General features: G+C 61.3%; 14 protein-coding genes. 13 read left to right on the forward strand and 1 reads right to left on the reverse strand.

Translation table 11 applies throughout. From position 1 onward, the window contains the following. Window positions 1–4: 4 nt before the first annotated feature. The 12 genes from HMPREF2757_RS03115 to HMPREF2757_RS03170 all read left to right on the forward strand — a co-directional run bounded on the left by HMPREF2757_RS03115 (window position 5) and on the right by HMPREF2757_RS03170 (window position 12261). Window positions 5–889, forward strand: a complete 885-nt coding sequence (locus HMPREF2757_RS03115) for a Rossmann-like and DUF2520 domain-containing protein (protein WP_070573288.1) — start codon at window positions 5–7, stop codon at window positions 887–889. A 184-nt stretch (window positions 890–1073) separates the two neighbouring features. Next, window positions 1074–1889: a glycerophosphodiester phosphodiesterase gene (locus HMPREF2757_RS03120; protein ID WP_070573290.1), complete on the forward strand. Its 816-nt coding sequence runs from the start codon at window positions 1074–1076 to the stop codon at window positions 1887–1889. A gap of 33 nt (window positions 1890–1922) precedes the next feature. Continuing rightward, window positions 1923–2960 (forward strand): extracellular solute-binding protein, encoded by a 1038-nt coding sequence (locus HMPREF2757_RS03125; RefSeq protein WP_070573292.1) that lies wholly within the window; start codon window positions 1923–1925, stop codon window positions 2958–2960. 2 nt (window positions 2961–2962) lie between these two features. Then, on the forward strand, window positions 2963–3799 hold the full coding sequence (locus HMPREF2757_RS03130; protein ID WP_070573294.1) for an ABC transporter permease: 837 nt from the start codon (window positions 2963–2965) through the stop codon (window positions 3797–3799). Next, window positions 3796–4662 carry an ABC transporter permease gene (locus HMPREF2757_RS03135; RefSeq protein ID WP_176745874.1) on the forward strand — a complete coding sequence of 289 codons (867 nt, stop codon included), beginning with the start codon at window positions 3796–3798 and terminating at the stop codon, window positions 4660–4662. The genes HMPREF2757_RS03130 and HMPREF2757_RS03135 overlap by 4 nt, the downstream gene beginning before the upstream one ends. Continuing rightward, window positions 4659–5825 (forward strand): ABC transporter ATP-binding protein, encoded by a 1167-nt coding sequence (locus HMPREF2757_RS03140; RefSeq protein ID WP_070573295.1) that lies wholly within the window; start codon window positions 4659–4661, stop codon window positions 5823–5825. Before HMPREF2757_RS03135 ends, HMPREF2757_RS03140 begins: the two co-directional genes overlap by 4 nt. Continuing rightward, window positions 5822–6604, forward strand: a complete 783-nt coding sequence (locus HMPREF2757_RS03145; protein ID WP_070573297.1) for an MBL fold metallo-hydrolase — start codon at window positions 5822–5824, stop codon at window positions 6602–6604. The genes HMPREF2757_RS03140 and HMPREF2757_RS03145 overlap by 4 nt, the downstream gene beginning before the upstream one ends. Before the next feature lie 77 nt (window positions 6605–6681). Beyond that, a complete protein-coding gene (gene lysS, locus HMPREF2757_RS03150) occupies window positions 6682–8229 on the forward strand; it encodes a lysine--tRNA ligase (protein WP_070573299.1) in 1548 nt (515 codons plus the stop codon). Between the two features lie 58 nt (window positions 8230–8287). Further along, on the forward strand, window positions 8288–8536 hold the full coding sequence (locus HMPREF2757_RS03155; RefSeq protein WP_070573300.1) for a hypothetical protein: 249 nt from the start codon (window positions 8288–8290) through the stop codon (window positions 8534–8536). Further along, entirely contained in the window at window positions 8505–8834 is a 330-nt protein-coding gene (locus HMPREF2757_RS03160; RefSeq protein WP_070573302.1) for a histone-like nucleoid-structuring protein Lsr2, read from the forward strand. The genes HMPREF2757_RS03155 and HMPREF2757_RS03160 overlap by 32 nt, the downstream gene beginning before the upstream one ends. 132 nt (window positions 8835–8966) lie before the next feature. After that, a complete protein-coding gene (locus HMPREF2757_RS03165; protein ID WP_070573304.1) occupies window positions 8967–11591 on the forward strand; it encodes an ATP-dependent Clp protease ATP-binding subunit in 2625 nt (874 codons plus the stop codon). 61 nt (window positions 11592–11652) lie between these two features. Continuing rightward, window positions 11653–12261: an amino-acid N-acetyltransferase gene (locus HMPREF2757_RS03170; RefSeq protein WP_083304066.1), complete on the forward strand. Its 609-nt coding sequence runs from the start codon at window positions 11653–11655 to the stop codon at window positions 12259–12261. Here the strand turns inward: HMPREF2757_RS03170 and HMPREF2757_RS03175 are convergent. Then, window positions 12224–13270, reverse strand: coding sequence for an HhH-GPD family protein (locus HMPREF2757_RS03175; protein WP_070573308.1), 1047 nt, complete (start codon window positions 13268–13270; stop codon window positions 12224–12226). The two genes, HMPREF2757_RS03170 and HMPREF2757_RS03175, sit on opposite strands and share 38 nt — an antisense overlap. A 61-nt stretch (window positions 13271–13331) precedes the next feature. Between HMPREF2757_RS03175 and HMPREF2757_RS03180 the strand changes: the two genes are divergently transcribed. Continuing rightward, window positions 13332–14039 carry a hypothetical protein gene (locus tag HMPREF2757_RS03180; protein ID WP_141750154.1) on the forward strand — a complete coding sequence of 236 codons (708 nt, stop codon included), beginning with the start codon at window positions 13332–13334 and terminating at the stop codon, window positions 14037–14039. Window positions 14040–14066: the final 27 nt, after the last annotated feature.

Genomic DNA, 14066 nt, shown 5'->3' on the forward strand with positions numbered 1-14066 from the left:
CCACGTGAACCTGGACGATCAGACCCGCTTGGGAGTCGGGATCATCGGCACCGGAAAAGTCGGTGCGGTCATCGGGGCCGCCCTGCGCAGTGCCGGGCACGCGATCGTCGGCGTCACGGGAGGCTCCGAGGCCACTCTCGACCGCGCCGAGGCAATGCTGCCGGACATCCCCATTCTCGAGGTGGAGGAAATCCTCGAGCGGGCCGAACTGGTCATCTTCACGGTGCCGGACGACCAGCTAGGTGACCTGGTGTCAGGGCTTGCCGAGCTGGGGCGCTTCTCGCCGGGGCAGATCGTCATGCACTTCTCGGGCAGGTACGGGGCGGACATACTGGCTCCCGCCGCTGCCGGCGGAGCGATCACACTCGCACTGCACCCGGCCCTGTCGTTTACGGGAACCTCAATGGACCTCGAGAGGCTGCGCCGAACCTCGATCGCTGTTACCGGATCGAAGACATTCCTGGCCATCGGCCAGGCGCTCGCGGTGGAAATCGGCGGTGAGCCGTTTGTCGTAGCCGAAGCAGACCGTGCGCTCTACCACGCCGCGTGTTCGCACGCTTCAAACCACGTGGCCGTAGTCATTGCCCAGGCCATGCAGATGCTCGAATCAATCGGCATAGAAGATCCGGGACAGGTGTTGGGAGAGCTGGTGGCTGCAAGCACATCGAATGTGCTGCGCAGCGGAGTGCGCACTCTCACCGGGCCGGTATCCCGCGGTGACGCATCGACAGTGCGGGCACACCTGGCAGCACTTGACGAAACAGCCGCGGAACTGGCTGACACTGGCCACTCATACCGTGCGGTGGCACGGGCAACGGTCCAGCGGGCGCTTGCCAACGGCACTATCAGCGACAAACAGGCGCAGAACATTCTCGACCTTCTGGGCTGAGCTTTTCCGACCTGAGCCGCGGTGGTGAACGGGTGGGGACCCTAGCGCCCCTGAGTTCACTCGATGAAGCTGATTGTTCACGCCGGAGCCACCTGGCAGCCATAGATCATTCCTAGGTTGGGCTTCGTTGTCTTTCGAGTGGGCATGCATTGCCCCGCCCGACCGATGGAGGCCTGGACACGCAATGTTTCACCGTACCCTCATTAAGCTGGCTGCTTCATGTGCGCTTTTTGGTGGTGTTCTAGCCGCTGGCCCGGTTGCTGCGGCTGAAGTGCAGAACAGCGGGTCGGCTCTGCAAAGCGTCGCTCACCGCGGCGACAAGGAACACCACCCCGATAATTCACTCGCTGGGATCGAGTCAGCCGTCGCCAAGGGCGCCGACTGGGTCGAAATCGACGTCCACTACAACATCGCCAGCGACAAGTTCTATCTGTCACACGACAACCTCTGCAAGGGCCCTGGCGGCACCGCTCTCATCGACTCTGGTTCAGCTAAAAGGATCGAAGAGAATTGCCAGCTGCCGACCCTGGATGACGTCTTCGCTGCTTTCGGCAAGCAGACTGCCGTGAACTTCGTGTACGAGTTCAAGCACACGGGGCTGACAACGGTGAAAGGCGCTCGACGCCTGGCACAGGAAATAGAGGAACACGGCCAATCGAGTCGTGCCTGGGTATCAGGCTTCAGCGACTTGGGCCTGAAGACAATCAAAGACCAGAAAACCGGTATCAAACTCATGCGTGTTCGTACCTGGACCGGTGAAGGCCCCGTCAGCCGGGCCTGGGTTTCCTCCACCGCGAAACAGGGCTTTGACGCCATCAACATCAACCTTGACGCTCTGCGCCCGGAAACCGTCGCCTATGCGAAATCCCTGGGGCTGACCGTTTCCGCTTGGGGTTGGCCCGACGCTTTTGAGAAAGACAACCAGAAAGCAATCGACATGAACGTCGACATGTTCATGACGGACCGTCTTGATGACCTTCACCAGCGCCTCGGTCGCTGACACCACCACCGAGAACTTCACAAAGGAGAAAACATGCGTCGCTCACTTTCAGCTGCAGTTGTTGCGTCACTGTCCGCATTTGCCCTTGCCGCCTGTTCCATCGGAGGCGGCGGAGGAGATTCCGCTGCCGGCTCGGGCACCGTCGTTTCCTACAACACGCCCCAGGAATGGGCCAACTGGGACGATGTTCTGAAGCAGTTCACCGAGTCAACCGGCATCGAAGCTCCCAACGACCCGAAGAACTCAGGGCAGACGCTCGCAGCACTCACGGCTGAAAAGGAATCGCCGGCAGCAGACGTTGCGTACTACGGAATCGTATTCGGCATGCAGGCCCAGGACGAAGGGCTTATTGAACCGTACAAGCCCGAAGGCTTCGACGACATCGACGAAAACCTCAAAGACCCCGAGGGCAATTGGACAGCTGTTCACCAGGGGGCCGTGGCGATGCTGGTCAACACCAAGGAGCTTGGTGACGTCGAAGTTCCCAAGTGCTGGAACGACCTCACCGACCCTAAGTACAAAGACAAGGTCGGCTACCTGGACCCCGCCCAGGCCGCTGTTGGGTATTCGGTGCTGACAGGAGCCAACCAGGCGCTCGGCGGTTCGCTCGATGACTTCAAGCCGGGCCTCGAATGGGCCGAGAAGATGGCTGAAAACGGCGTGAAGAACCCAGCGCAGACCGCCACCTCGTCGGTGCAGCAGGGTGAAATCCCCATCCTCATCGATGCTGACTTCAACGGATACCAGCTAGCCGCGGAAGGTTCGCCGATCGAAGTCGTCTACCCGTGCGAAGGAACACTGAGCATTCCCTACACCATGAGCCTCGTGAAGAACGGGCCCAACGGCGACAACGGCAAGAAGCTCCTCGACTACGTACTGTCAGAGGAAGCCCAGAAGCTCTTTGCCGAAAGCTACCTGAAGCCCGTTAAAGACATTGAACTCCCCGAGTCTGCCAGGGAGGCGTTCCCCTCGGATGAGGAGTACAACAAGCTGGTCAAAGGCACTGACTTTGCAAAGATGAACGATGTCCAAGACGGCGTAATCGAAGAGTTCCAGAAGGTCACCGGCTGACCATGAACAGCCGGTCGAAGGCCGCAGCCGCTGTGTTGACGATTCCGCTGCTTATTGTGCTCGGGGCCGTTCTCATCTGGCCAATGCTCACACTCGGGCTGGCCAGTCTCACAGATGACGGCGGCCACCTCACGTTCAGCAACTACATCGGAGCGCTCACAAGCTCCCGCTACCAGAACGCAATGATCGTCACCGCGGTGCTGGCGCTGCTCTCAACGGTCCTTGCGCTTATCCTCTGTGTGCCTGCCGGGCTGTACATCGGAACCCAGGACACCGCGCTCACCAGGGGGATGGCAGTTGCGCTGAGCATTCCGCTGAGTCTGCCCGGCATCGTGGTCGGCTTCTTCATCATTCTGCTCGTCGGCAACACGGGAGTCGTGCCCTTGGCGTTTGAAAGTGCGCTCGGCCAACGGCACCTGCAGATTGCCTACACCTGGGCGGGCCTGACGCTCGGGTACCTGTACTTTCAGATTCCCCGCATCGTGCTGGTGGTCCGCGGGGCAGCTGCCGCAGTCCGCCCGGAAACCGTACAGGCCGCCCGAAGTTTGGGCGAAAGCACGGTCGGCGTCTACCGCCGCGTCATCATTCCCGCGCTTCGTCCGGCGATTGCCTCTGCCAGCGGGCTGGCGTTTGCCACGGCCTTCGGCGCGTACGGCACAGCAGCGACTCTGGCTCGGGGACAGCGGGTGATGCCCCTTGAGATAGCGGCCGCGTTCACAGAGAACTTTCGTCCCGAACTTGCCGCAACCCTCAGCATCATCTTGGCCGTTGTGACCACAACAGTGCTCATCGGCGTCAACTCATGGGGAAGCAAACGGATTGTGAGCGTGAGAACATGACGGCACCCACAGCAGAGCAGATGGACGCGCCCGATGGTGCGACCACGGCCTTCCGCACCGCCCGCAGCAAGAACAACTCGAAGGGTGCAAAAGACCCAGTGCAGGCCGTGGGCTTCATCTTTGCGATCGCAGCGTGCGCTGTCACCCTGTTGCCCCTGCCCGTCTTGCTCGCGGTTGCCTTCAGCAAGAACTGGGTCGACGGTCTCAGCGGAGGGGTGACGGGACAATGGCTGTCACAAGCGTGGCAGCGCATGGATCAGTCGGTCTTCATCAGCCTGCAGGTCGCCCTCATAGTCATGATCGTCGATCTTCTGGTAGCCCTGCCGGCTGCCCGATTCATCACGCGGTACAGCTTTCCCGGCAGGGGTCTGCTGCACTCGGTGTCGACGCTTCCGATTGCCATTCCCGGAATAGCCGTGGGTCTCGCCCTGATCCTGAGTTACCCGGTGCTGCGGCCGAGCGGATGGCTGATGGTAGCCGGCCACGTTCTCTACACCCTGCCGTTTCTGCTCAGCGCACTGATCCCCGCGATGAACTCCGAACGGCTCAAAGAGCAGGAACTGGTTGCCTCCTCACTGGGCATGGGGACTGCCAAAATCTTCTTCTCAGTCACGCTGCCCGCTGTCCGACGCGCTCTGATCGGCGGGCTGGTCATGGTCGTGACGATGTCGCTGGGCGAATTCAACGTCACGTTCTTTCTCTTCACACCCAGCGCACAGCCGATGCCGGTGTTCTTGTTCGACACCTACATCACCGGCCGCATCGAGCTGGCAGCGGCGCAGACCGCAATCTTCTTGGCAATGGTCATCCCGCCGGCAATCGTGCTGGAGAAGTTTCAGGTTCAGAAAGGAGGGGCGGTATGACAGCCGTCACCTTTGAACAGTCTGCCGAAGCAGCCCGTCAGGAAACCGTTGATGCTGGCCTGGTGGTGGGCAATGTCAGCTTTGCCTATCCCGGGGTGGATCGGGCAGCGCTGGAGAACATCAACATGACCCTGGGCACAGGGGACATCGCTGCTCTCGTAGGGCCTTCGGGCTGTGGGAAAACAACCCTGCTCAAGACGATCGGCGGCGTTCTCACACCGACTGCGGGAACAATCAGGTTCGGCTCTGACGACGTTACGCACCTGCCCGTCAGTCGACGGCGGGTCGGCTGGGTACCGCAGCAGTACGCACTGTTTGACCACCTGGACGTCAAAAGCAATATTGCGTTTGGACTCCGAGCACAGAAGGTGCCCAAAGAACAGCGCATCGAGCGAGTGCAGGAGATGCTGGCACTGTGCCGGATCAGCGAACTGGCCGACCGCGCCCCCGACGAACTGTCCGGCGGTCAGCGTCAGCGCGTTGCCATTGCCCGTGCGCTGGCGCCCAACCCGAAGGTGCTTCTTCTCGACGAACCGCTCGGTGCTCTCGACCCGCAGCTTCGCGGACAGCTGCGAGCGGATCTGCGAAAAATGATTCGCAGGGCCGGTGTAACCACAGTGATCGTCACCCACGATCAAGAAGAGGCGCTCGCAATGGCCGATCACCTGGTCATGATGAACAGCGGTCGCATCGAACAGGCCGGCAAACCCGAATCAGTATGGGCCCGTCCGAACTCAGCTTGGGCCGCGGAATTCCTCGGGCACGCAACCATTCTGCCGGTGGTCGAATACACCGGTCCGCAGCGGGCAGCCATCAGCGCCGGTCTGTCCGTGCCGGTCAAGTTTGAGGACGGAAACCGCGAAACAGCAGGCGACAGCATGGGCCTGGCAGTCCGGTCAGTTGACTTCGACGCGGCGCCCGCGGACGGCGAGTCCGAAGAAGCCGGGCGGCCAACTGAGAGCGAGCCGACCAGCACCTCGAACCTCGGCAAGGTCTTCGGCGTAGTGAAAGAAGTAGAGTATCGCGGCGACGGGTTCGTCGTGCGAGCAGAACTCGGAGACGGACTGCGAGTGCCTGCGGAGGCGCGGGTCCGTATGGAAGTCGGACAGCGGACGCTGATCCGAGCAAGTGAACGCAGGCACGTACCCCAGGTGGAGAAATGAAAGCAGAACTGACAGTCATCGGAGCATCGGCAACCGCGCCGACGCATCTCGGTCCGGCATCCGGCTACCTGCTCACCACACCGACCGGCTCCATCCTCATCGACTGCGGTCCCGGTGTGATCGGCGGCTTGGCCAAGGACCGCAGACTCAGCGATGTCAATGCGCTCCTTGTATCGCACTCGCACGCCGATCACAGCGCTGACCTGCCGGTACTGGCGTACCGGCGCTCTTTTCCGCAGGTGCTGCCCTCTGTGCCCCTGTATGCCCCGGAAGACCTGGTCTCCCGGCTTCCGAAACTCGACGACGTCTACGGGATCCCAACGCTGGACACGATGAAGACGCCCCTTGGCAGCCGTTTCGAAATGAATGTCCGCGAGCCCGGGGAAGACTTCGAGGTGTTGGGAAACCGGGTGCAGACAATCCTGGCAGACCACCCCGTGCCCACCATGAGCATCAAGTTTCCGGACCTCGGCTTTGTGTACACAGCTGACACGGGCCTGACAGACGAGCTTGTTGAATTCTCCCGCGGGGCTTCGCTGCTGTTGGCCGAATGCACCTACCGTGCCGCCGACAACGTCGATGTCACAGGCCACGGGCACTTGGATGGGCACACGGTCGGCCAGCTGGCTCGGCAAGCCGGGGTTGAGCACCTCGCGGTGACTCACCTGGCTGATCCCGACCATATTCGGGACATCGAGGCGGAGGTTCGGGAAGTCTTCGACGGGAAGGTCACAATGTGCGCTCCCGGGGACAGGTTTCAGCTTGGGTCTGAAAGCTGAGTTCAGCGGGGAAGGGTCGACTTCCGACGAGTGCCTCGCCGTGGTTCAAGGTCAAGCCCCTTCGCTATCCTTAGACCATGCCTGAAAATCTTGAACCGGCCACAACTGTGCCCACCAGCGGTGCAGACGCCGAAACTCCCGAGCACCTCGACCCCGAACAGCTGCGCATCCGCAAAGAAAAGCGCGCCCGTCTGCTCGAAGAGGGCCGCGAAGCCTATCCCGTGCGGGTCGACATCACCCACAGCCTCGGCGAGATCCGCGACAAGTACGCCCACCTCGAAGCCGGCGACGAAACCGACGACATCGTCGGCGTCGCCGGTCGCGTGGTCTTTCAGCGCAACACCGGAAAACTGTGCTTTGTGACCCTCATGGCCGGTGACGGCACTCAGCTGCAGGGCATGCTGTCGCTCAAAGAAGTCGGCGAAGACGCCCTCAGCCAGTGGAAGGCAGATGTCGACCTCGGCGACCACGTGTTCCTCCACGGACGCGTCATTTCATCCCGCCGCGGCGAACTTTCCGTTATGGCGGACAGCTGGCAGATGGCTTCCAAGGCCATCCGACCCCTGCCGCCCATGCACACGCAGCTCGACGAAGAGGGCCGCGTGCGCCAGCGCTACCTCGACCTCATCATGCGCCCGGCAGCCAGGGACATGGTCCGCACCCGCTCCAAGGTCATGTCCTCCCTGCGCCACACATTTGAAGACGAAGGCTTCATCGAAGTCGAAACGCCCATGCTCCAGGTCATCCCGTCCGGTGCTGCGGCACGTCCCTTCAAAACCCACATCAACGCCTACGACATGGAGCTGTTCCTGCGCATTGCCCCCGAACTGTTCCTCAAAAAAGCCGTTGTCGGCGGACTTGACAAGATCTTTGAAATCAACCGCAACTTCCGCAATGAGGGCGTTGACGCCACACACTCCCCGGAATTCGCAATGCTCGAATTCTATGAAGCGTACGGCGATTTCAAATCCGCGGCAGCACTGACCCAAAAGCTCATTCAGAACGCCGCGCTTGATGCCACCGGCTCAACCGTCGTCACTCTGCACGACGGCACCGAATACGACCTCGGCGGCGAATGGCCGTGGATTTCGATGTACGAATCGCTGGCAGCCGAATCCGGTGAGGACATTACCCCGGAAACGCCAATCGATGAGCTCGTGCGCATCGCCGACAGGCACAACGTCGACATGGAGGGCGTGTTCAAGTCCCACGGCAAATACGTGGAAGAACTGTGGGAGCACTTCCACGAAGGCAAACTCGAAGGCCCGATCTTCGTAACCGATTTTCCGGTCGACACCTCGCCGCTGGTGCGCGAACACCCGGAAAAGAAGGGGGTCGTCGAAAAGTGGGACCTTTACGTTCGCGGCTTCGAATTGGCAACCGGATATTCTGAGCTCGTGGACCCAGTCATTCAGCGTGAGCGTTTCGAAGAGCAGGCAAAGGACGCCGCCGAAGGCGATGCCGAAGCCATGCCGCTTGACGAAGAGTTCCTGCGGGCAATGGAGCACGGCATGCCTCCGTCCGGCGGTGTCGGCATCGGAATTGACCGCCTGCTTATGGCGCTGACAGGCTTGGGCATTCGCGAGACCGTGCTTTTCCCATTCGTTAAGCCTTTGGGCAGCTGAGAATATAGTCACTGTTCATTTCGGCGGCCCTGGCGGGTTTTGATCATTAAGGACTCCTGTGGAATATTTGAAGGTGCTTCTTCCTTCCATCGTGGTTGGACTTCTCTTCTGGTACGTGCTGCGCGCGATCATCAAGTCCGACAGCACCGAACGGAAGGAAATGGACCGCTACTACGCAGAAATGGAAATCCACAAGGCCCAGCGTGATAACGCTCAGCGCGAAAACGCTGCGCAGCCGCGAGAGGTTTCCGAAGAACCACGAAAGGACGAGCACGATGGCTCGCAAAGTGACGACCGTCCTCATTGATGATCTGACAGGTGAAGATGCCGACGAAACCGTCGAGTTCGGAATCGACGGCAAGTTCTACGAAATCGAACTGACCGCAGACAACGCATCCCGGCTGCGTGAACTGCTGGGCAACTACGTCAAAGTCGCCCGGCGTGCAGAAAGCCCGGCTTCGGCCGGGCGCAAGCGCGCCGGCAAGAAAGCCGGCCGTTCGGACCTGACCGAGATCCGCGACTGGGCACGCAGCCACGGCTATGACGTCTCGGACCGCGGCCGCATTCGCGCCGAGATCATCGAGGCATACGACAAAGCCCACTGATCCCAGACGGGCACCAGCAGAATTTCGCCCTCAGCCGAAACGCTTCGGCTGAGGGCGAAATCGCAATAAAACCCGCTTCCGCGTGGTTAAAGTGCTAGAAATTGCGAACCGTACAGCGACCCAGGAGGGCTAATGTTCGAACGGTTTACCGACCGTGCCCGACGAGTAGTGGTCTTGGCTCAGGAAGAAGCCAAGCTGCTCAAACACAACTACATCGGCACGGAACACATCCTGCTCGGCCTCATTCACGAAGGCGAAGGCATTGCCGCCAAGGCACTCGAAAGCCTGGACATCTCGCTCGAGCAGGTGCGCAGCCAGGTCACTGAAATCATCGGCGAAGGCCAGCAGGCCCCCTCCGGCCACATTCCCTTCACCCCGCGGGCTAAGAAAGTCCTCGAACTCTCGCTTCGCGAAGCCCTGCAGCTGGGCCACACCTATATCGGCACAGAGCACATTCTGCTGGGCCTCATTCGCGAAGGCGAGGGCGTTGCCGCGCAGGTGCTGGTCAAGCTCGGCGCCGACCTTCCGCGCGTGCGCCAGGAAGTCATCAAGCTCATCTCCGGCTACCAGGGCAAAGAGCCTGCAACCGCCGGGTCCGGGGGCCGCGAAGAGGGCCAGCCGTCCGGTTCGCTCGTCTTGGACCAGTTCGGCCGCAACCTGACACAGGCAGCCCGCGAAGGCAGCCTCGACCCCGTCATCGGTCGTCGTGAACAGCAGAACCGCGTAATGCAGGTTCTTTCCCGCCGAACCAAAAACAACCCGGTGCTCATCGGCGAACCGGGCGTCGGCAAGACCGCGGTGGTGGAAGGCCTCGCACAGGCGATCGTCGCCGGCGATGTTCCCGAACCGCTGCAGGACAAGCAGCTGTACACGCTGGACCTCGGCTCCCTCGTGGCCGGATCCCGCTACCGCGGCGACTTCGAAGAGCGCCTGAAGAAGGTGCTCAAAGAGATCCGCACCCGCGGCGACATCATCCTGTTCATTGACGAAATCCACACGCTCGTAGGAGCCGGTGCGGCAGAAGGCGCAATCGATGCCGCCTCGATCCTCAAGCCGATGCTCGCCCGCGGTGAACTGCAGACGATCGGTGCGACAACACTCGATGAGTACCGCAAGAACATCGAAAAGGACGCCGCGCTCGAACGTCGCTTCCAGCCCATCCAGGTGCCCGAACCCACACTGTCGGACGCCATCAAGATCATGAAGGGCCTGCGCGACAAGTACGAAAACCACCACAAGGTGACCATCACGGACGGAGCGCTGGCCGCGGCAGTCAACCTCTCGGACCGCTACATCAACGACAGGTTCCTGCCGGATAAGGCAATCGACCTGATTGACGAAGCCGGCGCGAAGCTGCGCATCACCCGCATGTCCCAGCCGTCTGAGCTCAAAGAGCTCGACGACAAGATCGCCGACGCCAAGAAGCGCAAAGAAGATGCGATCAGCAAGCAGGACTTCGAAACCGCCGCAAACGCCCGCCAGGAGGAAATGGACCTGACGGAGCAGCGTGACAGCGCCGAAAAGGACTGGAAGAAGAAAAACCAGGGTGCCGGGGCAATCGTCGACGAAGAGCTCATTGCGGAAGTCCTGGCACAGTCCACCGGAATTCCGGTCTTCAAGCTCACAGAAGAAGAGTCTTCGCGTCTGCTGCGCATGGAAGACGAACTGCACAAGCGGATCATCGGCCAGAAGGAAGCCGTCAAGTCGATCTCGCGTGCTATTCGCCGTACCCGCGCAGGCCTGAAAGACCCGCGCCGTCCCTCTGGTTCGTTCATCTTCGCCGGTCCCACCGGTGTCGGCAAGACCGAACTGGCCAAGGCCCTGGCCGAATTCCTGTTCGGCGATGAGTCTGCACTGATCACGCTGGACATGTCGGAATTCTCCGAGAAGCACACGGTGTCCCGCCTGTTCGGTTCGCCTCCCGGCTACGTCGGCTACGACGAGGGTGGGCAGCTGACCGAAAAGGTTCGCCGCAACCCGTTCTCGGTTGTGCTGTTCGACGAAGTCGAAAAGGCGCACGCCGATATCTTCAACTCGCTGCTGCAGATTCTGGAAGACGGTCGTCTGACAGACTCCCAGGGCCGCGAAATCGACTTCAAGAACACGATCATCATCATGACCACCAACCTGGGAACCCGCGAAATCAACCGCGGCACACCCATGGGCTTCCAGGTCGAAGGCGATGCCGACGCATCGTACGACCGCATGAAGCAGCGGGTGTCCGAAGAGCTCAAACAGCACTTCCGCCCTGAGTTCCTCAACCGTGTTGACGACACCATCGTGTTCCCGCAGCTGAACAAGGAAGACATCATCAAGATCGTCGACCTGTTCATCAACCGCCTAAGCGATCGTCTGGCCGACCAGTCCATGACGATCGAAGTGACTCAGGAAGCTCGCCAGGTGCTTGCCGATCGCGGTTTTGACCCGGTGCTCGGCGCGCGCCCGCTGCGCCGCACGATTGCACGCGAAGTCGAAGACCCGCTGTCCGAGCGGATTCTGTTCAACGAAATCCGGCCCGGACAGACCATCTACGTCGATGTCGAAGGCGAAGGCGCAGACGCCGAATTCACTTTCAAGGGCGTCAGCGAAAACCGCGTACCCGTCAAAGTCGGCGCTGATGACGAAGACGAAACCGGTGCTATCGCAGAAGCCGGACCGGCCAATGCCGCCGCTTCGCACAGCATTGACGACAGCTCGGATGGGGGCACAGCCTACGAAGCTGGGGCAGAAACCTCCACTGACACGGATCGGCTCTAGTCGACTCTGAGGAAGGACCCGCGAACGAAAAGCCGTTCGCGGGTCCTTCTACACTGAGGGCATGTCCGCCAACACCCCCGCAGACCCCATTGCCCGGCAGCTGTCACATGCGTATGCGCCGATCAGACTCGAAAGCGGCCTCTGCCTGCGCAGGGCGCGGGCAGGCGATGCTGCGAAGATCAATGCGCTGACCCAGCCGCTGGTCGATGAGCGCGTCTTGGTGGCAAAGGACATGGTCAGCTATTTTGAGGCCCTGCAGCAGTTCCGGGTGATCGTCGATATCCACGAAGACGGCACTGAAACCCTGGCCGGCTGTGCCGCCCTGCACGTTTTCTGGGATGAAATCGCCGAGGTCCGCACAGTTGCCACAAGTGCGGACTACCGACGCAGGGGAGTGGGGCGCACCCTCATCACCACGTTGCTGGAAGAGGCCCGCATCATGGGCATCAAAAAAGTCTTCTGCCTGACTTTTGAAACCGAGTTCTTCACCAGTCTGGGCTTTGAGGAGATTTCGGGCATCCCGGTTTCCCCAACCGTGTTCCAAGAGCTTCTTCACTCAACTGACGAAGGAACCGCTGAGTTTCTCGACCTTGCCCGCGTCAAGCCGAACACTCTGGGCAATAAGCGCATGATCATCGATCTGACGGAGTCTGCCCCTGCGGAAGCGTGAGAACGCTGCCGTTGTGCGCTCCCGGCTGTTCTGGCGGCTGTCGGCACAGCAGCCCATCGGCCTCAAGGTCGTCAATGAGGCGCGAAACCCTCGTGCCGTCAGCTAGGCGACGCACTTTCGCAATCCCATCCTGCACCTCGGTCGGCAGCACAAGATTCGCGTCCACATCGAAATCGGCGGTGTCTGCGACAAGCAGATCCGCACGCACGGGACATCCGTGGGCAGTGCGCAGCAGACCCATGATCGCTCCGCGCAGCTGACGGTCGGTTCCGTGCCAGGCCTGGGTTTTCGGTTTTCGCTCTGGACTGGACGGCTTGCCCGCCAACACCCAAGCGCAGCTTGAAAGCAGCGGGCAGTCTTCGCACCGCGGGCTGCGAGATGTACACACCAAAGCGCCAAGCTCCATGGTCCCGGCATTCCAGCGGACAGACTGCTGCGGTTCCTGCGGGAGCAGTTCCCGGGCCCAGGCCGCCTCGGCCTTTGTGGCGCTGCCGGGGTGCTCATGGCCGTCAACCGCCCGGGCGAGCACCCGGCGGATGTTGACGTCCAGGATCGCCGTGCGCTCCCCGAAGGCAAACCCCGCTACGGCAGCCGCCGTGTAGGCCCCGATTCCGGGCAGACTCAGCAGGGTGTCCTCATCGTTGGGCACCTGCCCGCCGTGGTCGGCGACAATCACGCGCGCGCACTCCTGCAGTCGCAGTGCGCGCCGAGGATAGCCCAGCGTGTCCCAGGCCAGAAGAACATCCGCAGTCGAGGCGGAGGCCAGGTCTGCTGGGGTGGGCCACTTGCGCATCCACTCGGTCCAGCGGGGTGCCACACGGGACATGGGTGTCTGCTGCGACATCACCTCGGACACCAGAACACCCCACGCGGATGTGCCGGGCCTGCGCCAAGGCAGTGGGCGCTCGTGCCGGGCAAACCAGTCGATCACCGCGGTGTGCAGAGCTTCCAGATCATCCGGTCGGCGGTGTGTCCCACGGACGGAAGCGGTGTGGCGACGTACGCTCAAAGGGATGACTCCTTCCAGTGCTCCGAGGCCGACGGCGCCCGTGCGCCGCCATCCTCCCGAAGTGTATCGACGCCGCCGCATGACGGTGCTGGGCTTGGCCGTGTTGATCCTGGCCCTGTTCATCGTCGGAATCGTCCTGCTTGTGCAGGCACTGTCCGGCTCTGGCGACCAGCCCGCCAAACCGGAAGAAGAACCCCAGTCGGCTGCTGGAGAAGCGGACTCCGAGCAGAAGGAAGAAGCCCCCGGGCCGCAGGGCGATGAAGCCAGCGGCGTGTGCCCCACTGATCAGGTGACCCTCACCGCGGGGATGGACAAAGACAAGTACAAGGCCGGCGACAAGGCCACCATGACTCTCAACGTCAAGAATGAGCACAGCGCTGAGTGTCAGATTGAGGTCGGCTCTGCTTCGCAGCAGTTCATCATTCAGCAGAATGACAAAACCGTGTGGGACTCAGCATGGTGTTCCAGTGAGGGACAGGACGAACAGCGGGTGTTCGCACCGGGATCTGCGAAGAAGACCTCGCTGACGTGGTCGCTCGTGCCAACGGACCAGAACTGCAACAAAACGGCTGACAGCTTCGAGCCGGGCCAATACCAGCTGGTTGTGAAGCTGGGTGACACTGCGAGCCCGCCGCATGACTTCACCGTTGTCGGAAAGCCTGATGACGGTGAAGGCAGCACTGATGAAGGCGGCAAAGACGGCTCGGACAAGAAGGACGACAAAGCAGACCAGAGCGGTAAGGAAGACAAGAAGGACAGCAAGGACTGAGGGTTGGCGGCTGGAACCACGCGGGCG

It is taken from the genome of Brevibacterium sp. HMSC063G07, assembly GCF_001810665.1.
Lineage (GTDB): Bacteria > Actinomycetota > Actinomycetes > Actinomycetales > Brevibacteriaceae > Brevibacterium.